A 22,079-nucleotide genomic window follows, 5' to 3' on the forward strand; every position below is an offset into this window, starting at 1 on the left:
CTGTCATTATGCGAGCGGCGAAAGCATGACGGTAAACTGTTTCACCCCGTATACGAACGGGCTCTGGATGTACATCATCTCCGAGCCTGGGACAAACCGGATCTCCCCGAACCTCTTCACAAGGGCCTCAATGACGAGTTGTGCTTCCAACCGGGCTAACGGCGCACCCAAGCAGAAATGAATGCCGAAGCCGAATGAGAGATGGGCATTGGGTTTGCGGTCGGCAATAAACGTATCCGGTTCCGGGAATTTGGCCTCGTCGCGGTTCGCCGAGGCGACCCAAGAGACGACTTGCTCTCCCTGCCGGATCCGCTTGTCTCCGATCTCGACATCTTGGGTCGCTACCCGGCCAATCGCCTGAATCGGCGGATAGTAACGCAGGACTTCCTCGATAAACCCGGGAATAAGCGCCGGATCGCCGCGAAGCAGGGACTGGAGCGCGGGGTCTTCCGTCAAGCGGCGGACGGCGTTCGTAATCAAATTCGTCGTCGTTTCGTTACCGGCCGCGAGGAGCAGGATCGAGAAACCGAGAATCTCCGGGTCGGAGAGCTTCTCGCCCTCGATTTCGGCTGCCAGCAGAAGGGAAATCAGATCTTCTCGGGGCTCGCTGCGGCGCTGCTTGACAATATGGGCGAAGTACGCGGTCAGTTCGTCTGTAGCCCGCTCCTTCTCGGCGATCACTTGAAGGAACGCCTCATCCGTGTTCTGGTCCGGTCCCTTGACGAGAATGTCCGACCATTCCTTGAATAAGCTGCGATCCTCCGGAGGGACGCCGAGCAGCTCGGCGATAATAATCACGGGCAGCGGAACGGCCAGCGCAGAGACGATGTCTGTCGTTGTCGTCGCCTTATGTTCAATTTCATCCAACAACTCTGCGGTAATCGAGGAGATGCGGGATGCCAAATCCGCGACCACCTTGGGGGTAAAGGCTTTGTTCACCAACCCTCTCAGTTGGGAATGGCGGGGCGGATCCATCGTAAGTATGGTTTCTCTGTCCTTGACGGCTAGGGCCCGCCGGGAAGAGAAGGTGGCGGGATCTTTGAGAATCCGGTGAACGTCCTCGTAGCGGAAAACATCCCAGCAGCTTCGGCTTTCATCATAACGAACCGGCGTCTTTTGGCGCAGCTCGTTAAACACAGGGAAAGGCTGAAGCCTTTTTTCCTTCGTGTTCAATTCAGCCATTGGGATAATATTGGCGTAACGTTGCGATTTGTCCATAACCGTTCAGTAAGCTCCTCTCCAAATTGATCTAAAGGTTAACTTGCCCAGCATCTAGCAATTAATTCCACAACGACAAAAGGGTTATCCCGCAGGCAGATACACCAACCTGTTGAATAACCCTCTTAGCTGTCATTTGTTTTGCAAAATCATCGGCCACAGCTCCGCTTGGTCATACCCGAGCCGCCATGCCGCAACGCCGGCGATATCGTATTTTTTGGCCAGCTCCAGCCGCTTTTTGACGGTTGAGGCATCCTCGAGCCAGAATACATACGTATAGCCGCCTTCTAGATACTCCACCCGGTATTGCTCAAAGGTCGGGTCCCACGTTTGCGTTGCCGATTTGGAAGCGAGCAGCCCCGGAATATCCTTCATCAGCAGCGTTCTATTGCCTTGAAGTGTGCCGGCTGCATCCAGCTTCCATTCCCGCACGTAGTAGGGGATGCCGAGTACGATTTTGTCCCGGGGGATGCCGTAAGACAGAAATTCTTGGATACCGCCGTCTGCCCATGGAAGCCCGGCTACGGATCCGGCCGATGTGCTGCCGCGGTAGTATTGATCGTAGGCCATGATCACGACATAATCGACGATGCCGCCGAGCTTCTCGTGGTCGAAAGCCGAGAGATGGTTCCATTTGACGCTGCCGCGCGGCAGATCGATGGAAATCACGAGGCCGCGTTCGTGAGCGTAAGCCGTTAGCTTGGCGATGAACCCGGTGAAAGCGTTGCGGTCTGACCCTGCAAGGCTTTCGAAATCGACATTGATGCCAGGGACGCCTAACTGAACGGAACGGTCAACCAGCGCTTGGATGAACTTATTCTGCGCAGCGGAATCGGCCAGGAATTGGGTCGTAAGCGTTGCGTTGAACTGGTTGCTGACGAGCGGATACACGGTGTAGCCGTTACTTTGCAGCCATTTTACCGTATCCGGGTTGGACATATCCTTCAGGTTGCCGGCTGCATCCGCCAGTTCGAAATAGGTAGGCGAATCGACATCCAGCCCGATCGTGTTGTTCACCTGGGTTTTGATCGTTTCTCCGCCGGATTGGCCGTTCCAGCCCCAGACCTGCAGCTTTTTGAAATTGTCCCAAACCACCCGGCGCTCCAGCGTTTGGATGGAGCTGTTGCTGTAGAGCACGCTGTAGTTCAGCGCTTCGGGAAGATTCTTGAATTCACCGATGAGCGAGGAGCTTTGGTACACTTGATAAGAGGCGTAATTGTTCCAAATTTTGCGTCCATCCATGAAGATGGAGGCATGTCCCCATAGCTTGGCATAAGCGGTGGCTTCATCGAGTGAAGTGAAGTCCTGCAAGAACGTATCGTTCTGAAATACTTTATAAGTCTTAAGATTGCTGTATACGGTTGCTTTCGTATTTGTGTTGATGACGGTGGAATTGCCCCATTTCAGCGCTTCGTTCACGGCATCTTGGAGCGATGCGAATGCCCAATTGTCTGCGGAGAAAGTTCCTTGATACACCTTGTAGACGGGATCGCCGGATTGGAGAGCCTTCTTCTCCTCGCCCGAGATGTTGTCCCAGACCCACGCGCGGCTGTCCAGATCGATAATGTGGGCGCCGCCCCATTTCTTCGCTTCGGCTATGGCCTCGTCTAAGGTGAGGAACTTCCACGAATCGAGCGTGATTTCATTCTGGTACACTTGGTACCGGGGATAGTTGTTCCATACCCACCCGGTAGCTTGCAGATCGCGTACGCTGGCGTACGACCATTTCTTCGCTTCCGCAATCGCAGCATCCAGTGTAGCGAACTGCCACTCAGGCAGCGTAGTGTCCTTCTGATACACTTGATACCGCGGGAAATTGTTCCACAGCCATTTGCGTGTGCCGATCTCCTCGACATGACTGTTGGTAAATCCTTTGGCATAAGCTTCAGCTTGCTTGTAATCGGCGAATTCCATCAATACTTGATTGTATTGATACACGCGGTATTTGGTCGTTTTGTCAGAAGCTGCGCTTGCGGTGTCCGCTGCATGCAAAGTCTGCAAAACCGTGAGCGAAGCGATCAGGCCGCCCGTCACCAGTAGCCACTTTCCAATTCTCATGTTTACGCCTCTTTCTATTAATCTATGTAATTGGACGTATGGAATGATAGATTGGTTGCGCCGCCAAATGGTGGAAATGCAGAATTGGGCCTATGGATGTTGGACGATGGAACGACTTTCGAGTAACATGAGGTATACATAGTCATTCTCGGGATGACAACAAGCGAGGGGAACGATTCATGAGGCAATATCCAGAAGATTATTTGGAGTACCTTCTGCAGTTTCACGCAGAGCGGGATTATTTCGAATGTCATGAGATTATGGAGGAATTCTGGAAGGAGCATCCCGGCGATGTTCGGAGCAAAACGTATGTGGCGCTCATCCAGATCGCCGTCGGCATGTACCATATTCGCAGGGGGAACCGTCCGGGTGCGGTGAAAATGCTCCAGAGCTCGCTGCGCAACGCGCAAGCCGAACATGTGGCTTCGCTCGGGCTGGACGCCGAAGAACTGGTGCGGTTAATTCGGGACACGCTGACTCAGATCGAGCAGGATGGCTATTCCTATGCAGATATTAATCTGCCGATTGCGGATGCTGGGCTGCTTGCGCTGTGCACGGCCGAGTGCCGGCGAAGAGGCTTGAATTGGCAGGCGCCCAGCCGGCTTGAAGACAGTGAATTGACTGAAAAGCATACGCGAAGAGACCGTTCGGGCGTCATTGAGGAACGAGCGAGACAATATCAAATTCGGAAGGAAAAAGGTGGCGCCAAGTGAACGCGGAAGGAAAAGTACTTGTTGTAGACGATGAGCCGAATATAGCCGAAGTCGTCCGTTTGTATTTGGAGCATGCGAACTATGAAGCGCTTTTGCTGCCGCGAGGCCAGGAGGTGCTCCGTACGATCGTCGAAGAGAGGCCGAGTCTGGTGCTGCTGGACATCATGCTGCCGGATATTTCGGGCTATGAGCTCTGTGAGCAGATCCGGAAGATGGATGCTCCGTACCATCAAACGCCGATCATTTTCGTGACGGCCAAAGGGGAATCCATCGACAAGCTGCGAGGCTTCAATCTGGGTGTTGACGATTACTTGGTCAAGCCGTTCGATCCGAATGAGCTCATCGCGCGTATCAAGGCTGTGCTTCGGCGCACCGTTCAGCTGCCGGTTGAGTCGTCCAATTCGCAAAGCGCGGTACGCAAAATTTTGGAAATCGGCAATATCGTCATCGATCTGGATCAATACCGGGTCACTGTCGGGGGCAAACGGATCGATTTGACGCCGAAGGAGATCGAGCTGCTGCATTTCCTGACGAGCCACCCGGGCCGCGTTTTCACACGTGAGGACTTGCTGGGCTATGTCTGGAATTTCGATTTCACGGGCGGTACGAGAACCGTCGACGCACACGTGAAGAACTTGCGCAAGAAACTGGGACAGCATGATACGTGGAACATACAGACGCTATGGGGCATAGGCTACTCCTTCGAGGTGGTCCAGCATGTTTAAGGCTTGGGTGGCGGGAAAGTACAACAGCTTGTATCTGAAAATTTTCCTGTCGTTTCTGGCGACCTGCGTGCTGTTTTTCGTAGGGTTGTTCCTTTTCTGGAACTATTACTTCACAGACTTGTTTTACAAGGACAAAGTCGAGCTGATGGAGAAGCGCGCCGTTGAAGTCACCCGGCTGATGAATTCCGTTCAGGACGGCACGATTTCCACACGGGAGCTCAAATATACCGTACGCATTCTAGCCAGAAGCATTAACGGGCAGGTGTGGCTTGTCGATGACAAAGGCAACATTATGACGGGTTCCTCCGATAGCGAGGGCCGAACGATTCCGAAGCAGATGGACGCCCAGTTCATCGACGGCCTGCACGGACGCACCGGCTACGGCATGGTTACGTTAACGGCGCCGGACGGCAGAAGCATCAACTTGTTCACGTATCACGCTCCCTATCAAATGGGCGGCCAGCCGATGGTGTTTATTTTGCACTTCCCGGCAGGCGATATCAGCGAGGCGATTTCGGCGGTACGGGTCAATATTTTGGTCCCGCTGCTTTTCTCCCTTGTCGCCGTCGGCTTCATCCTGTATTTTATATCCCGCAAGCTTGCCGGTCCGCTGCAGCAGATGAATCGTGCGGCGCTCGAGCTCGCGCATGGCGATTTTACGACCCGGGTGCCGGTGACGTCTCACGATGAACTCGGTCAGCTAGCAAGGAGCTTCAATTTCATGGTGGAGCAGCTGGAGGAATGGGAGGGCACGAGGCAGGAGTTTCTGACGAACGTATCGCACGAGCTCCGGTCGCCGCTTACGACCCTGAGAGGCTTCATCGTCGCCATGAATGACAAGATCATCCCCGAAGACAAATATTCGCATTACCTGGGCATCTGCGATCAAGAGGTGCAGCGATTGCAGCGATTGGTGACGGATCTGCTGGATCTGGCGCAAATCCAAAATGGTGTCGACGTATTCCGGTTAAGGCCTGTTTCCGTCGCCGACGTCTTGGAAGATTCGCTCGAACTATTGAAAGCGCCGATTGCGGTGAACGCTATTTCCCTGCATCTCATTTTGCCGCCGCCTGATAAGGAGCCTGCCCTGGTGGCGTTAGATCCGGACCGGTTCGCCCAAATCGTTCATAATCTCATCTACAACTCCTTGAAATTTACCCCCAAGGGCGGCGTTCTGACCGTTGCGCTGGAGGAAGAGGCTGACGAGGTTCACTTGTATATACGCGATACGGGGATGGGGATGACGGAGGACGAACTGTCGCGCATCTGGGACAGGTTCTATAAGGCGGATGAAGCCAGAACGTCGCGGACGGATGTGCCGACGGGCACAGGACTCGGCCTGACCATCGTGAAGCATTTGGTCACAGGCATGCAGGGAACCATTCAAGCGCGCAGCCGGGTAGGGGAAGGGACCGAATTCCGTGTGACCTTTCCGCGGATTTCGTAGTTTTTCACATTTTTTTTACAACTTAAGCAAACTTCTTTCATGTTTACTTTGTATCCTGTCCTTATTGGACAGGATTTTTTCGTCTTGGAGGTGTATGGTCGATGAAGTACACTCGGATAATGGCGTTAGGCTTGACGCTCATTTCCTTCCTAATAGGTGGCTGTGAGACGCAGTTGGCAGGACAAGTTTCAGCGCCGGCCGCCGCCCTCCCCTCTCCAAAGCCCGAGCCGACACTTCTTGAGGACATCCCCGCGGACGATGTGCAGAATTTGAAGGAGATGCAGCTTGTCATGCTCTTTCAAGAACTGCTGCGGATGGACCGGCACGCCAATCTGGCGATTACGGCCAAGCAGGCGGAAGCGATGATTCCGCTCGTTCGCAAAAGCATTGACGAGGGAAGTATGAACGAGAGTGAACGCGCGCAGGTGCTCGTCGGTCTCAAGCCGGAGCAAATCACTTTTCTTGAAGAACAGTCCAAGCTGGAGAAATCGCGATTAGCGGGGCGCATGGACAACAAGGGAGATGAGCTCTCGCCGGAGGAACGGGAGAAGCGGGTGAAAGCCTTTGTGCAGAAAAGAATGGCAGACCGACAGTCCGATTCCGTCTTCACTTACCGTGACTACGGCGACTTTCAGCCGCAAGATCGGAAGAGCCTGGGGATCAGCGTGGAGCAGCAGTTAATGGAATTACTTATGTCCAAACTCTAAGGAGGAAGTTACTTCATGAAATGGTATCGCAGTAAATGGTTGATCGTTATCATCGCGGTATGCGTTTGCGCCGGAGGCACATACGCGTATATGTCGAAAGGGAAGAAATCCAAGTCAGCGGATGTGAAAGAGGCCGTCTACCAGGTGAAAAAGGGGAATATCCGCTCGTCCGTATCCGGTACGGCACAGTTCGAGCCGAAAGATACGCAAACCATTTCGATCCCGGAAAATTCAAATATCAAATCGATCAACTTGAAACGAAATCAACCCGTGAAAGCCGGAGATGTGCTTCTCGAGCTGACGAGCACGAGCTTGGAAAGCGATTTGCAGGACGCGCAGCTGACCTATGAGCAAACGGAGAAGGATTTGAATTCGCTGCTGGACCAGCAAAGTCTGATGGGTGTGAAAGCCCCGATCTCCGGCAAGCTGACCTATGCGACGAATTTGGAACTTGGATCTACCATTAACAAATCGACCAAAATTGCCACGATCTCGGACATGAACGCATTGACCGTTACGCTGCCGTTTTTCGTAGAAGACGCCGCACAACTACATAAGGGCGATCCGGTCGATATTACGATCGACGGCTTCATGATTACGAAATCTGGTACGATCCAGACGATTTCCAAAGACCCGAAATCCGATGGCAAAGGCGGGAAAGTCGTCGATGTCGAGGTTGCCGTTCCGAATGACAACTCCATGGATGCAGGTACGGATGTTCTCGGTACCGTAACGATCGGTGGACGTGCCGTCGATTCGCAAGCCAAGGCGGCTCTGCAATATGTGAAAATTGCGACCGTATTGGCGGGAACGACAGGTACCGTGTCAACGCTCCCATTCAAAACCGGCAATATCGTCAAACAAGGCGATACGATCGCCACGTTCGCGAACGACACGCTGGGCGACGATATTGTGGCGAAGCAATCCGCACTCGAGCGCGCGAAGCTGAAGGTGGCGGCTGCGCAGGACAAGGTGGACACTCTCAAAATTGTCGCGCCTTTCGATGGCGTTTTCTCCACGGACTTTGTTAATAAACGCAATGATATTTTAAGTCTTCTGCAGGTCGGTACCAAAGTGAACAGCGGTATGCAGCTCGGGGCTGTGGCCAGCATCGCCAAAATGCAGCTTCCCGTGCAGGTGGATGAGCTCGATCTGCCGAACATCAAGCTGGGGATGAAAGCGGAAATCAAAGTGGATTCTTATCCGGGACGCATTTTCCCGGCGGAAGTTACGCAAATCTCCTCCGTTGGAACGACGACGAACGGCGTAACGTTCTACGATGTGGTACTCGCTGCAGACAACAAAGACAATGTACTTAAATACGGGATGACGGCTACGGGTGAAATTCTGATTCAGGATAAAAAAGACGTGCTCTACATTCCGCCGGAAGCTCTGCAGCTGCAAAAGGGCAAGCGCGTCGTCACGCTGAAGAAAGCGGACGGAACGACGGAAGCCGAGCATGAAGTGAAAATCGGCATTCGCTCCAAAACGCAAATTGAAATTACCGAGGGTCTGAACGAAGGCGATCAAGTTGTGCTTCCTAACGCCGTTAGAAGACAGCAAAATCTCAGCCAAGATGAAATCAACCGCTTGAGACAGCAATTCCAGCAAAATGGCGGCGGTGCTGGCGGCTTCGGCGGCGGCGGCTTCCAAGGCGGAGGCGGTGCAGGCGGTGCAGGCGGTGCAGGAGGCGCTGGTGGTGCTACCAGGACGAACGGGGGCGCAGGTGGAGCCGGCGGTGCGGGGAACAGATAATACTGCCGGGAAAGGAGCTATTGCGGTATGAATATCATTGAATTGAAAGATATAGTGAAGACGTACAGACGCGGCTTGGAAGATTTGCCTATTTTGCGGGGCATATCGCTTTCCGTGGCAGAGGGCGACTTCGTAGCCATCATCGGACCCAGCGGCTCCGGGAAATCGACGCTCATGAACACGATCGGCCTGCTGGATGTGCCGACCTCGGGCAGCTATATTCTGGATGGCGTGGTAACGGAGAAAATGAGCGATAACGAGCTTGCCGCACTGCGCAACCAGAAAATCGGCTTCATTTTCCAACAGTTTAATCTGCTGCCGCGCTTATCCGCCATGGAGAATGTGGAGCTTCCGATGATCTATGCCGGCATTCCGAAGAAAGAGCGGAAGGAACGGGCGCATCATATGCTGGGTATGCTGGGCATGGGCGAGCGGGGTCATCATAAGCCCAGCGAGCTGTCAGGCGGACAGCAGCAGCGGGTTGCGATTGCACGAGCGCTTGCCATCTCCCCGTCGCTTATTCTGGCGGATGAACCGACCGGAGCGCTCGATTCCAGGACGGGCGAAGAGGTGCTCGAATTGATTTTGCAGCTGAATGCGCAGGGGAATACGATTGTTCTCATCACGCATGACCATCATATTGCCGACAATGCGCAGCGCGTCGTAGCTCTCCGTGACGGGGTCATTATCGACGATTACCGGAATCGAACCGACATCAGCCCCGTGAAGCAAGAGGTGAGCATATGAAGGCAAGTGAATTGCTCAGAATGTCGATGCAGACGATTATTTCCAGTCCTCTGCGCACATTTCTGACCATGCTTGGGGTGATTATCGGGGTAAGCTCCGTGGTCACGCTTGTCGCGATCGGCCAAGGCACCTCGGAACAAATCGCCAAGCAATATGAGAATATGGGGACGAATCTTCTCGTCGTGACGGCGACGGGCAACGGCCGGGCGACACAGCTCGACTATACGGAGCTGATGAATTTCGAGAACTTTCCGGAGTTCAAGTTCATTGCGCCGACGATGACGAAGAACGGATCCAATATCAAATACGATCGAACGCAAGAAAAGTATAACGTCATAGGCACGAATGACCGGTATTTCGGCATTATCAAAGCGCAGATCGATAAGGGGCGCAACCTGTCGCCCGCCGATTTGGAGTTCCGTTCCAATGTAGCGGTGCTCGGCAGTGAAGTGGCCAAGACGTACTTCGGCACGCTGAACCCGGTCGGTGAAGAAATCAACATCGATGGCGCCGTATTCACGGTGATCGGTACGCTGAAGGAGAAGGGCTCCAATATCGGCGGAGCGTCGGTCGACAGCTCGGTTATCGTCCCGCTGGAAACGGCAAGACGCGTGTTCAAGCTGGGACAGATCCGCACCACGTACGTAGAAGCGCCGACGAAGGACGATATCTATATCGCCCAGGAGACGATGAAATCCTATTTGACTTATAAATTCAAAAGCGATACGGGCTTCGTGCTGACGAATCAGGATGAGCTGCTGAAGGCACGGACCGAAGCGACGAACACCCTCACGAATCAATTAGTAGCGGTCGCCTTGATTTCATTGCTTGTAGGCGGCATCGGGATTATGAACATCATGCTGGTGACGGTCAGCGAGCGTACACGCGAAATCGGGATACGCAAGTCGATCGGCGCCAAGCGGCGCAATATTTTGCTTCAATTTCTCGTTGAGGCCGTTGTCATCAGCGGTCTGGGCGGACTTATCGGACTGGGGTTGGGCGTAGGATTAGCTTATGCGCTGCCGTATTTCAGTCCGAAGCAAACGACGAGTCTGTCCGTCGACATTAGCTTGTACGCCTTTTTATTTTCCGTCCTGGTCGGCGTTATTTTCGGCTTATATCCGGCGAACAAAGCATCCAAATTGCGTCCGATCGACGCACTACGATCTGATTGATGAACTTAGAGGAGGACCTACCTGTGACGCAACAACGAAAAATGAAACGCTTGCTAAGCCGTACAGCGCTCATGCTGACGGCCGCAAGCTTCCTGACACTGCCACTGGCCACATCAGCTTTCGCGGGGAAGGAAGGCGTGTTTCTAAGCGATTCCGTCTACTTCACATTGGATAAAGTGACTTTATCCTCCGGTGCCGAAGACGGCTCGCTGCGCTTCTCCTTGGGCCTGAACAACAACAGCTCGTCGGCCGTCGACTTTAACAATTACGGGGTGAAAGTCATTGACGCTAGCGGTACTTCCTACACAGCGAAGCTGACGGAGAAAGTGACGGCGCGCGTGAAAGCCGGGGAAACCGGAACGTTCAAATTTACGTCCGACATTCCGGCGAATTTGACAGCGGGACAGCTGAAAGTCGATATATTCGAATGGAACTACAACGCGATGCATGACATCGGGGCGCTATCCGTCCAGGCTGCCATGGACGAAGCCGGTCAAAGCGCGGTGCAGCAGGTGGCGATTAATTTGCAGGAGCTCGACACTACTTATGCCGATGACGCCGTTGTAACGGCGCAGTTGGGCAATAGCTACAAAGTGTTCAAAGATGGCGCATGGGTCGTGTATACCGATCTGACGCTTGAGAATCTGAGCGATGCGACCTTGAAGCTGCCGGATGCGCTTGAGCTTAATTTGCAGGATAACAAAGGATTAACGTATGCCGCACAGTTCCTGACAGGGTCCGGACAGTCCTTGCTGCCGCAGCAGCCGCTCAAAACCACGATTCAGGCAGCCGTTCCTGCATCGCTGGACGCCAGCGGGGGGTTAACCTTGCTGTTCTCGCCCAAAGGGAAGGTGAAAACGACGGTTCTAGGTTCCTTGAACGTTGCCAAATCGTTCGTTATCGGCAAAATCGGCGAAGGCTCGCCATACCCGGATGAGGATTTGGACGGCTTGCAGATTACGACTTCGTGGGCGGCGACGAGCCAGCAGTCCGATGGCTTGCATCTGCAGGCGAACGTCACGCTGAAGAATAACAGTGACGGCATTCTTACGATTCCGAATTTAACCGGATCGTTCCAAGCGGTTCGCAGCTCCGTAGCGGTGGCTTCCGCGGATAATGCAACACGCACGTCGTACTTATCGCCGAACGAATCGACGACGTTCCGTTTCTCCGGCATTTTGCCTGCGGGGCTGAGCACGGAAGCTCTGCAGCTCGTTGTGATGGAGAAATCGGGCACAGCCGGTTCGGGAACGCAGACTTCAGCGGGTACGGGTAACGAGACCGGTACAGGGACGGAGACGTCGGCGGGCAACAACAAGCAGACGGCTACTGCGCTGCCGGTCTCCATTACGACGCTGGCAGGAGCGGGCAGCGGCGGCGAAGTCTCAACCTATGCCGCTGCGGAAGAGTACACCATCGGCACGCCGTTCAAGCTGAATGCGAACAATTTGCTCGACTCGAATATCGATATCTCGCTGGTCGAGATGGGCATGAGCGAGAGCGAGGACTTCGGCTTCAAAACCGTCGTTGCCAAGTACAAGCTGACGAACAAAGGAACGACATCCGTGTCGCTGCCTGATTTCCAAACGGAACTGACGAGCAGCGAAGGTTACACCTACACGGGAGCGCGTCAAACTACGGTTGCCAAAACGATTGCTCCGAACACCAGCTATGTGCTGAATTATTCGTATCTGCTGCCTGGCACAGAGCAAGCGGATAAGCTTGCCCTTAATCTGTATGACGCCAACCGCTTGGCTGTCGGTTCGTACAAGACGGCTGTTCAGCCGGTGCCGAAGACAGGACCTGTATCGTTGTATCCGTTCAGCATCGACATTAAGCAGGCGAATGTCAGCGCAACGTACAGCAAAGATCAGTCTTACGCGTACCGCCTGCGTCTGGATCTGGATGTGAAGCGTCAAGAACAGGTGATCACGGATGCGAACTTCTCGACGCTGGCGTTCGAGGTCGTCGATTCCGAAGGCCGACTGCTGAGCTCGAAGACGATGGGCTTCACCGGCGAGCAGAAGATTATGTCCGGCATTCAGTTCATCGACTTCGGCTCCATCAAGTCGGAACAGCTGAATACCGATGTGAAGATTAATCTGTATGAGGTCGTGACTACACCGAATGGCGACTCCAAACGTTTGATCAAAACGCTGGAAATGTAAAATACGTACTGCTTGCTTGAATGCCTGTCCCCTCTGGGGATGGGCATTTGTTATGTGAGCAGCTGCAGCTGTAGGCCAGTCAGGAAATCGATGCATCTGGCAGCAGAAGGGTAAAGCTCATTTCCCGCAAATTCTGAGATATGTACAAAATGCCGCCAGCTGCCACAGCCCAACACTACCTGCCCAACGCACCAGCTTATCACCACAGCCCAACACTACTTACCTAACGCATCAGCTTATCGCCATCACCCAACACTACTTGCCTAACGCATTAGCCAATCGCCATCACCCAACAAGTATCCGTTGAACAAAAATCAAATTCTATTTGAATTTTCATATAGAATTCACGATTTTACGCTTGTAGAGCGAATTCTATATGATTTTTCATATTGAATCGCGCATACATGTTGGCGGCAACAGCGCAAACGGTCCCACATCGCGGTCTGCCGCACACCGACGACCTTGCCGGCACGGCACCGGCTATCCTAGAAGCACGTACCGGCAACGATGCCGCAACCATAAGACGCCAAAGAACCCCGCGGGAATTTCCCGGGGGTTCTATTGTCTGGCGATTGCCTATATTATGCTTGAACGGCGCTGTAACCGTCAGCGATCAAATCCAACCGTCCGGTTGAAGGGTCGATCACAAGGCCGTGAACCGGCAAATTTTTGGGAAGCAGCGGATGATTGCGAATAATATTGACGCTTTTCTCGATACCGTCCCGGACATGCTCGAAGCCTGTCAGCCATTTGGACAAGTCGATGCCGGAGTGGCCGAGCGTCTGGATGACATCATCGGAGATACCGCGGTTCTTCGCATTCGCAATGACTTGATCCGGATTCAGCCCCGTCATGCCGCAATCGTAATGCCCGATCACGAAAACTTCATCGGCATTGAGCTGGTAAACAGCGACAATGATGCTGCGCATAATACTGCCGAAAGGGTGGGAGACGATGGCGCCCGCATTTTTAATAATTTTGGAGTCCCCGTTATGCAGGTTCATCGCCTTGGGAAGAAGCTCGATCAACCGCGTATCCATACAAGTAAGAACAACCATTTTCTTGTCTGGAAATTTCGTTGTCAAAAACTCTTTGTACTGCTCTTTCGCAACAAACTCTTCATTGTACTTGAGAATTTCGTGAACTAATGACATGGTTTCCCCTCCAGGTAAAATTGATGTGCTGCTTGTCTATCTATTCTGCAGCTATCTTTTGTCGACTAAGCTCATACCCGCATTATAAATCTGGTTATTACTCTTTAGTATATAGGATTTATCCGTTTCAGAAAAGTCGATTCGCATATTGGCTTCGAAATAAATCTCATCCTGCTCTTTATAAAGGAGGGAGAGCGCGTTTGTTTTTGCGGACAGATCGTGCTTCTCCTTCTGCGAAACGAGCCAAAGCGTGGGCACGCCGTTCACGGAACAGCCGCAGCCTTCCGTATCGAAAGCGAGCTTCAGAAGGGCTTCATTCTGACCTATATATGGGGTTAATCGTTGTACAGCTGCATCGGTGAATTCAATGTTCACGGCAAGTCATCTCCTTAAATAGTCGTTCCACCCGCGGTCATCGCGAAATGGCTTGTCATTATTTTACCACAATCTCGCATAAATTTGATTCTATGCAGGGGACGAAGTATGATGAATGAAGAAACTTTTGGAAGGAGACTTACGCATGAGTGTGCAAACAGCCCCAGCCAAGCTGGAATCGTTCAAGGCCTATGTCCGCAAAATGAAGCAGTACGAGGAGGCAATTGCCTTAATTTATTGGGATATGCGCACCGGCGCTCCCAAGAAAGGGATCGAAACACGCTCGGAGGTCGTCGGAGAGCTGTCCACGGAAGTTTTCCGCATGTCTACGTCCGATGAAATGGGCGACTATCTGTCGTTCTTCACGCAGCCGGAAGAGCTGGAGAAGCTGGATGCCATCTCCAGAAAGATGGTGCTGGAATGCAAGAAAGAATACGACCGGTCCAAGAAAATTCCGGCCGAGAAATACCAGGCCTATGTCGTGCTGACCTCGCAGGCCGAGTCCGCTTGGGAGGACGCCAAGCATAATTCGGACTGGGCTTCGTTCCAGCCGTATTTAGAGAAAATTGTGGCGACAACCCAAGAGTTCATTGAGCTATGGGGATATGAAGGACATAAATATAATACGCTCCTCGATATGTATGAGCCGGGAATGACCGTTGAGAAGCTGGACGAAGTATTCGGGGCGCTGCGGGAGAAGGCGGTTCCGCTGCTGCAGCGGATTCAGGCTTCACCGAACCAACCCGACCGTTCCTTCTTGGATCAACAATTCGAGATCGCGAAGCAGAAGCAGTACTCGCTGTCGATTCTGAAGCAGATGCAGTACGACTTTGAAGCGGGCCGCCTGGATGAGACCGTGCACCCTTTTGCGACGGCGCTTAATCCCGGGGATGTGCGGATTACGACGCGCTACCTGCTGAATGACATCACCTCCGCGTTATTCGGCACGATTCATGAGGGCGGACATGCGCTGTATGAGCAGAACATTTCCAAGGACTTGGTCGGCACGAATCTGTGCACAGGCACCTCCATGGGCATTCACGAGTCGCAGTCGCGCTTCTGGGAAAATGTCATAGGCCGCAGCAAGCCGTTCTGGGACCGGTATTATGGCGAGCTGCAGAGCACGTTCTCCCCGCAGATCGACAATGTCGATGTGGATACATTCTTCAAAGCGATCAATCACATCGAGCCTTCTTTAATTCGTATCGAAGCCGATGAATTGACGTACAACCTGCATATTATGATCCGGTATGAGCTTGAGAAAGGCTTGTTCAACGGAACGATTGCCGTGGCGGATTTGCCGCAAGCGTGGAATGCCAAATACGAAGAGTATTTGGGCGTCGTGCCGGCGAATGACGGCGAGGGCGTGCTGCAGGACGTCCATTGGTCCGGCGGGGCGTTCGGTTACTTCCCGTCCTACGCGCTGGGCAACATGTATGCTGCGCAGTTCACCCACACGCTCCGCAAGGAGCTTCCCGCTTTCGAGAGCTTGATCGCCGAAGGGAATTTGGGTCCGATCAAGGATTGGCTGACGGACAAAGTGTACAAACACGGCAAGCTGTTGACGCCGAATGAAATCGTCCGGGATGTAACGGGCGAGGATTTGAACCCCGATTATTTAGTGCAGTACTTGGAAGAGAAATATCAAGCCGTCTACGGTATATAATGAAGCGAAACAGCATCTTCGGGCAGCGAATGCCCGGGGGTGCTGTTTTTTTTGGGGTGTAAACGTTTTTCTGCGAATTCATCGTTAACCGACTTCTGGGCTCCTGCATAGGATACATTACTACTTAATTCGGGGGGACGTCTTATGAAGTTTCGGAAGAGATGGGGAGCGGCTTTAACCGCTGTCCTGCTGCTGAGCAGCATCGTTTCGGCCTGCGGGACGAAGACGGAAGAAACGACCAAAGTGCGGATCGGCGAAGTGACGAGATCGATCTTCTACGCGCCGCAATACGTAGCGCTATCGCAAGGCTTTTTTAAGGATGAGGGACTCGATGTTGAATTAACGACAACGCCAGGCGGGGACAAAACGATGACTGCGCTGCTCTCGAATGCGATCGACGTGGCGCTGGTCGGTTCGGAAACGTCCATCTATGTTGCGCAGCAAGGCTCCGACGATCCCGTGATCAACTTCGCGCAGTTGACGCAGACCGACGGGACTTTCCTGGTAGCCCGCAAGAAAATGGACAATTTCGATTGGAATTCGCTGAAAGGGTCCGTCTTCCTCGGGCAAAGAAAAGGCGGCATGCCGCAAATGGCCGGCGAGTTCACGCTCAAGAAGCATAAAATCGATCCGCAGAAAGATCTGCAGCTCATTCAAAATATCGAGTTCGCCAATATCGCTTCGGCTTACTCGTCCGGAACCGGGGAATATGTACAGCTCTTCGAACCGCAGGCTTCCATCATCGAGAAGGAAGGCAAAGGCTTCGTGATCGCTTCCTTCGGCGTGGAGAGCGGGCATCTGCCTTACACGGTTTTCATGACCAAACAGAGCTTCATGAAGAAGAATCCGGCCACCGTGCAGAAATTCACGAATGCAATCCAGCGGGCACAGCTGTGGGTCGCCGCCAAAAGCGTGGATGAAATCACGAACGCCGTCCTGCCTTATTTCAAAGACATCGATGTGGAAATTGTGAAAAGCGTTGTGAAGCGGTATAAAGATCAAGGCTCCTTCGCGACAGATGGGGTTGTCGATGAGCAGGAATGGAATAATTTGCTGGATGTTATGTCGTCGGCCGGCGAGCTGAAGCAGCGGGTGGAGTGGAAGACACTTGTTGATAACACGTATGCGGAGAAAGCCAAGTCGAGCGTAAAACAACCGTAAGGCAGACAGCGGCCAGGCAGATGAAACGGAGGGGAGTACGAACATGGATACTGCTGTGACGGTAAAAGACGTAACGCAAGTGTACGTAACCGAGGAAAGGGCGACACTTGCCGTGCAGGGAATCGATTTCGCCGTAGCACGCGGCGAGTTTGTCTCTCTGATCGGTCCGAGCGGCTGCGGGAAGACGACCCTCTTGTCCATCATAGCCGGCCTCATTCGGCCGACGGCAGGCACGGTGTCGGTCGCGGGCAAACCCGTGAACGGGCCGTCGACAAGGGCCGGATATATGCTGCAGCAGGACTATCTGTTTCCTTGGCGGACGATCGAAGACAATGCCTGCATCGGGCTGGAGATTGCCGGAACGCTGACCAAGGAGAACAGAGAGCTTGTGCTTCATTTATTAGAAGAAATGGGTTTATACAGCTTCAAAGATTATTATCCCTCCCAGCTTTCCGGGGGAATGCGCCAACGCGTAGCGCTCGTTAGAACGCTGGCCACCGATCCCGAGCTGCTGCTGCTCGATGAGCCGTTCTCGGCTCTGGACTATCAGACCAAGCTGCAGCTGGAGGATCTGGTGGTGGAGACGCTTAGGGCCAAGAAGAAAACGGCGCTCTTGGTGACGCACGATATATCAGAAGCCATCGCCATGAGCGACCGCATTATTGTGCTGGCGCCGAATCCGGGAAGAATTCGCCAAACCTACAGCATTCCGGAGGAGATTCGCGCCTCCGTGCCGTTCGAAGCAAGGGAATTGCCCGGGTTTCATACTTTGTTTCGTACGATTTGGCAGGAGTTTGGAGGGCATGACGCATGAACGCAAAGCAGCAGCAACGAATCGCAGGCGAAGGCTCAGAGCAGGCGCTCGTCGAGAAAGTTCACGGGCAATATGTCGGGGCCAGGAAGAAAGAAACGAAACAAGTCAGAATAGTTCAGCTGTTGATTCTGGTCCTCTTTTTTGCTTTATGGGAAGCAGCGGCTAGATTGAAATGGATCGATGTGCTCCTCTTCAGCTATCCGACCAAAGTGTTCAAACTGCTCTGGGATAAATTGCTGGACGGCAGCCTGCTTCCTCATGTTGGCGTAACCGTTATAGAAACGATACTTGGCTTTGCTTTAGGTACATTATTCGGCACGGCACTGGCTGTTCTCATCTGGTGGTCGCCATTCCTGTCAAGAGTGCTTGACCCCTATATCGTCGTCTTGAACAGTATGCCGAAGGTCGCATTGGGACCGCTATTTATCGTCGGGCTCGGACCGGGCTTGCTTTCCATTATCGCCACCACGCTTTCGATAACCGTTATCATTACGACACTGGTCGTGTATGGCAGCTTCAGAGAGGTCGATCAAAACTATGTGAAAGTCGTCTCATTATTCGGGGGAAATCAGAGGAAAGTTTTTCTTAAAGTGATCTTGCCCGCTTCCTTCCCGGCCATCGTCTCAACGTTGAAAGTGAATGTCGGTTTAGCTTGGGTCGGGGTTATTGTCGGCGAGTTTCTCGTCTCGCAAATGGGTCTCGGGTATTTAATTATATATGGCTTCCAAGTATTTAATTTTACGCTTGTCATTTCCACACTGTTCGTCATTGCCGTGGTTGCCACATTTATGTATCAAATCGTTTCCAATTTAGAAAAAAGATTGACGAAACACCGGTAACACTTGCCACATGAAGTCGAAAATGAAATAATGGGCCCATAGTATAACCAGTAAAGAGGTGAACCGCTATGGGCTTTCGAGTGCTCAAAACCGCCCTTGCCGTTCTGATAGCGATGTATCTTGCGCATCTTATGGGGATCAAAACACCGGCAGCCGCTGGACTTCTGGCGATTCTGGGCATTGAGGTAACGAAAAAGAAAGGGATTCAAAGCGCACTCCATCGCCTCGCCGCTTCCGTGCTGGCCTTGTTGATGGGGTCCTTGCTATTTATGCTGTTCGGTTTTCATGTATGGGTCGTAGGACTCTTCCTGCTCATCGTGTTCCCGCTGCTGCACCGTTTGCGAATAGCGGAGGGAGCGGTGACAGGGGCTGTCGTCATGCTGCATTTGTTTGCCTATGAAGATGCCGGATGGGCATCCGTCGGCAATGAGCTGCTGCTGCTTCTGGTCGGCTTGGGGACCGCTACGGCGATTAATATCGCGTATATGCCCAAGGCGGATAAAGCGTTGGTGGCGCATAAGATTCGGATAGAGGAATTATTTTCTATGATATTTGTAAGCTTGGCGAAGCATTTGCGGGACAATACCGTGATCTGGGATGGCCATGAGCTTCTGGAGGTCAGCGAAGAGATCGATAAAGGGGCTCAGTTGGCCAAGCGGGCTATGGATAATACACTTTTTATGACAGGGGATCCGTATTGGCGCGTATATTTCTTCATGAGGGGCGAGCAGCTGGAGTCGATTCACCGGATGATGCTGCTTGTTGCGCAAGTATATCAGACGCTGCCGCAAGGGGAGATGCTCGCCGCGATTCTTGAAGATATTAGCCATACTGTCAAGGAAGACTACTATACGGGCAAAGCGGAGAAAGAATTACAAGAGCTGGATGCCCGCTACAAAAAGCTGCCGCTGCCGGGAAACCGCGAAGAATTCGAGGTCCGTTCCGCGATTTTACAGCTAAACCGGGAGCTGATGCACTACTTATCGATCGCCAAGAAGCAAAAAAAACACCGCTCGGAGGCGGGTTGACTCTTAAAGATATAAATATGTTTTTGCAAAAAAAATAATATAAAATAATTGTCACTCTAGACTACTGTCCTGCATACACTTGTAATGAATGATTGTATGGAGGAGGTTGAAAGGATGTCATTAGATAAAGATTTGCAAAGCAGAGAGATCATCACCAAGGCTGTCTGCGGTAAAGGTCGCAAATTTTCGCATGTAAGTCATACCGTGACTCCGCCCTTTTCTCCGACCAGTATATTGGGCGCTTGGATTATTAATAACCAATTCGAGGCGATCCAATCCGGAGAGGGCGTAGAGGTAGTTGGTACTTATGATATCAACATCTGGTATTCTTACGATCGCAACACGAAAACAGACGTAGCCAAAGAAACCGTATCTTATGTAGAAGTCGTCGGACTCAGCTACCTGGACAAAAGACATAAGCCGACGACAGCCGAGGTGTCCGCTGTCGCAACGCAAGAGCCCAACTGTGTGGAAGCCAGCATCTCGTCGAGCGGCGACGGCGTTGTGATTCGGGTGGAACGCGAGTTCCAAGTTGAGCTTATTGCGGAAACGAAGGTGTTTGTCATCGTGAGCCCGTATGGACCGAGCGACTTCGATGACAAACACGTGGACTTCGATGATGGTGGCGATGGAGATTTCGAGGATCTCGATGCCGAACTGCTTGAAGATGATCTGGGTTAATGAACCTTATACGCCAGTGTATGCTGGCGTTCAAGGTTCGGCAGAGGGCATACGCCCTCTTTTTTGTTTTCCAAGCACAAATGGGCAGCTGTCCGTCAGGCCGGCCCGGTTCACATGAGACGTGAAGGGGTTAAGGGGATGCAATCATTTTTACTGCATGCACAGGAGAAAGAGGCGTTGGAGCTCGCAGGCCTTATTCGCATACCGAGCGGCAGCAAGCTGCCTGCCGATTGGCAGGGCCGCATCGTCATCCACTGGGGCGCTGCTCATGATGAATGGCCGTCCGTACCTGCGCTTCAGCCGATTAAGGCGATCGTCAGGGCACAATCGCCGGCGAAGCGGGATGCATTGCTGGCACATCACGGCATCAAGACGGTTCGGGAACTGAAGAGACTGGGAGAGTTGAAGGAGGAGACCCCGTTCTTCACGCATAAGTACAAAGTGGCTATCTTCCATCTGCAGACGTTAATCGTGTATGAGAAGAAAGACTCGCTGCTGTTGTCGGAGAAATCGCTCCTCATCCAGCGGCAGCATCGCACCGAATCCGCCTACATAGAAGTGGAGCCGGAGAAGGCCGGATTTCACGTGCGCAGAGCCAGCCGGGAGGCGGCCAAAGCGATCTATGCGCTCGGGCTCGACTACGGGCTTGTCACCATCGGCATCGTGCCCGGCGGGCACACGCTGGTGCTCGATGTAGAACCTGCTCCGAAGCTTAGCGGCCGGCTGGTGCAGCTGTTCGCTGAGGCGATCAACCGCTACGAGCTGGCGCTGCGGAAGGAGCTGCTGCGCCAGGAGCCGGTTATGCTCGGGAGCGATCCCGAGTTCCTGCTGCTCAGCCCGCAGGGGAAGGTCGTCTTCGCCGACCGCTTTCTGGCGCGCGAAGGCGAGGTCGGCTGCGATGCGATCGTGCTCAGCGGGCATCGCGTCATACTGCCGCTGGCGGAGCTGCGGCCGAAGCCCAGCACAGACCCGCTCGAACATGCGCGGAACCTGCTGGCTACGATGCGGCTCGCTGCGCGGTCCATCACCGACGAGAGCCTGGCGTGGCTCTCGGGCGGCATGCCGGTGGGGGGATATCCCCTCGGCGGACATATCCATTTCAGCCGGTGCTGGCTGAACAGTCATCTGCTGCGCGCGCTAGATAACTACCTCGCGCTGCCCTTGATCTTGATCGAGAGCGATACGACGCGCGGGCGCCGCCCCCGGTACGGCTTTCTCGGCGATTATCGCAAGAAACGGCACGGCGGCTTCGAATACCGCACGCTGCCGAGCTGGCTGCACTCGCCGCTCATCACGCGCGGCGTATTCACTTTGGCGGCGCTGATCGCCGACAATTATTGGCGGCTGCCGAGACAGCCGCTGCAGGAACCGGACATCCAAGCGGCTTATTACAGAGGCGATAAGCGGTTGCTGCAGGGGATCGCAGCCAAGCTTTGGCACGATCTCGAGCAGCTGAAAGGCTACGAAGGATATGCCGGCGTCTTGGACCGGTTCCGGTCCAGACTCATGTCCATGGAGCCGTGGAATGAGCGGGAGGATATTCGCAAGGTATGGAAAATTGCCCCGTATCGCCGGAAAGAAGCAATTGAAGAAGGAATCATGTTATAATAGATTATCTCTACGGATATGAAAGATCGATAGATGGCGG

19 protein-coding genes are annotated in these 22,079 nt (G+C 53.2%); 15 read left to right on the top strand and 4 right to left on the bottom strand.

Features of this window, described 5'->3' with window-relative positions:
- Positions 1-6: 6 nt before the first annotated feature.
- Together J2X61_RS19740 and J2X61_RS19745 are read right to left on the bottom strand one after the other, a co-directional pair.
- Positions 7-1,218 (bottom strand): cytochrome P450, encoded by a 1,212-nt coding sequence (locus J2X61_RS19740; RefSeq protein WP_310189961.1) that lies wholly within the window; start codon positions 1,216-1,218, stop codon positions 7-9.
- Between the two features lie 132 nt (positions 1,219-1,350).
- Entirely contained in the window at positions 1,351-3,276 is a 1,926-nt protein-coding gene (locus J2X61_RS19745) for a glycosyl hydrolase family 18 protein (protein ID WP_310189962.1), read from the bottom strand.
- 179 nt (positions 3,277-3,455) lie between these two features.
- Here J2X61_RS19745 and J2X61_RS19750 point away from each other — a divergent pair, with 179 nt between their 5' ends.
- From J2X61_RS19750 to J2X61_RS19785, 8 genes are all read left to right on the top strand, one after another.
- Complete coding sequence (locus J2X61_RS19750) at positions 3,456-3,989, top strand: DUF309 domain-containing protein (protein WP_274468227.1); 534 nt, start codon at positions 3,456-3,458, stop codon at positions 3,987-3,989.
- Positions 3,986-4,714, top strand: a complete 729-nt coding sequence (locus J2X61_RS19755; RefSeq protein ID WP_274468228.1) for a response regulator transcription factor — start codon at positions 3,986-3,988, stop codon at positions 4,712-4,714. The genes J2X61_RS19750 and J2X61_RS19755 overlap by 4 nt, the downstream gene beginning before the upstream one ends.
- Complete coding sequence (locus J2X61_RS19760) at positions 4,707-6,161, top strand: sensor histidine kinase (RefSeq protein ID WP_274468229.1); 1,455 nt, start codon at positions 4,707-4,709, stop codon at positions 6,159-6,161. Before J2X61_RS19755 ends, J2X61_RS19760 begins: the two co-directional genes overlap by 8 nt.
- 101 nt (positions 6,162-6,262) lie before the next feature.
- Complete coding sequence (locus J2X61_RS19765; RefSeq protein ID WP_274468230.1) at positions 6,263-6,868, top strand: hypothetical protein; 606 nt, start codon at positions 6,263-6,265, stop codon at positions 6,866-6,868.
- A gap of 15 nt (positions 6,869-6,883) precedes the next feature.
- On the top strand, positions 6,884-8,623 hold the full coding sequence (locus J2X61_RS19770; RefSeq protein ID WP_310189966.1) for an efflux RND transporter periplasmic adaptor subunit: 1,740 nt from the start codon (positions 6,884-6,886) through the stop codon (positions 8,621-8,623).
- 27 nt (positions 8,624-8,650) lie between these two features.
- Entirely contained in the window at positions 8,651-9,370 is a 720-nt protein-coding gene (locus tag J2X61_RS19775; RefSeq protein WP_274468233.1) for an ABC transporter ATP-binding protein, read from the top strand.
- On the top strand, positions 9,367-10,545 hold the full coding sequence (locus J2X61_RS19780; protein ID WP_274468234.1) for an ABC transporter permease: 1,179 nt from the start codon (positions 9,367-9,369) through the stop codon (positions 10,543-10,545). The genes J2X61_RS19775 and J2X61_RS19780 overlap by 4 nt, the downstream gene beginning before the upstream one ends.
- A gap of 23 nt (positions 10,546-10,568) precedes the next feature.
- Entirely contained in the window at positions 10,569-12,713 is a 2,145-nt protein-coding gene (locus J2X61_RS19785; RefSeq protein ID WP_310189968.1) for a hypothetical protein, read from the top strand.
- 581 nt (positions 12,714-13,294) lie between these two features.
- Here the strand turns inward: J2X61_RS19785 and J2X61_RS19790 are convergent.
- On the bottom strand, positions 13,295-13,867 hold the full coding sequence (locus tag J2X61_RS19790) for a beta-class carbonic anhydrase (RefSeq protein WP_274468236.1): 573 nt from the start codon (positions 13,865-13,867) through the stop codon (positions 13,295-13,297).
- A gap of 51 nt (positions 13,868-13,918) precedes the next feature.
- Positions 13,919-14,242, bottom strand: a complete 324-nt coding sequence (locus tag J2X61_RS19795; protein WP_274468238.1) for an iron-sulfur cluster biosynthesis family protein — start codon at positions 14,240-14,242, stop codon at positions 13,919-13,921.
- Positions 14,243-14,387: 145 nt separating this feature from the next.
- On the opposite strand from J2X61_RS19795, the gene J2X61_RS19800 reads away from it, so the two are divergent.
- The 7 genes from J2X61_RS19800 to J2X61_RS19830 all read left to right on the top strand — a co-directional run bounded on the left by J2X61_RS19800 (position 14,388) and on the right by J2X61_RS19830 (position 22,039).
- On the top strand, positions 14,388-15,908 hold the full coding sequence (locus J2X61_RS19800) for a carboxypeptidase M32 (RefSeq protein ID WP_274468239.1): 1,521 nt from the start codon (positions 14,388-14,390) through the stop codon (positions 15,906-15,908).
- Between the two features lie 144 nt (positions 15,909-16,052).
- Positions 16,053-17,069, top strand: a complete 1,017-nt coding sequence (locus tag J2X61_RS19805; RefSeq protein WP_310189971.1) for an ABC transporter substrate-binding protein — start codon at positions 16,053-16,055, stop codon at positions 17,067-17,069.
- A gap of 43 nt (positions 17,070-17,112) precedes the next feature.
- Positions 17,113-17,883, top strand: coding sequence for an ABC transporter ATP-binding protein (locus J2X61_RS19810; RefSeq protein WP_274468241.1), 771 nt, complete (start codon positions 17,113-17,115; stop codon positions 17,881-17,883).
- Positions 17,880-18,722 (top strand): ABC transporter permease, encoded by an 843-nt coding sequence (locus tag J2X61_RS19815; protein ID WP_274468242.1) that lies wholly within the window; start codon positions 17,880-17,882, stop codon positions 18,720-18,722. The genes J2X61_RS19810 and J2X61_RS19815 overlap by 4 nt, the downstream gene beginning before the upstream one ends.
- Before the next feature lie 68 nt (positions 18,723-18,790).
- Positions 18,791-19,750: an aromatic acid exporter family protein gene (locus tag J2X61_RS19820; protein ID WP_310189972.1), complete on the top strand. Its 960-nt coding sequence runs from the start codon at positions 18,791-18,793 to the stop codon at positions 19,748-19,750.
- Between the two features lie 114 nt (positions 19,751-19,864).
- Entirely contained in the window at positions 19,865-20,431 is a 567-nt protein-coding gene (cotE, locus tag J2X61_RS19825) for an outer spore coat protein CotE (protein WP_274468244.1), read from the top strand.
- 138 nt (positions 20,432-20,569) lie between these two features.
- Positions 20,570-22,039 carry a putative amidoligase domain-containing protein gene (locus tag J2X61_RS19830; RefSeq protein WP_310189976.1) on the top strand — a complete coding sequence of 490 codons (1,470 nt, stop codon included), beginning with the start codon at positions 20,570-20,572 and terminating at the stop codon, positions 22,037-22,039.
- Positions 22,040-22,079 lie beyond the last annotated feature (40 nt).

This window comes from Bacillus sp. 3255 (assembly GCF_031456485.1).
In the GTDB taxonomy this organism is placed as follows: domain Bacteria; phylum Bacillota; class Bacilli; order Paenibacillales; family NBRC-103111; genus Paenibacillus_E.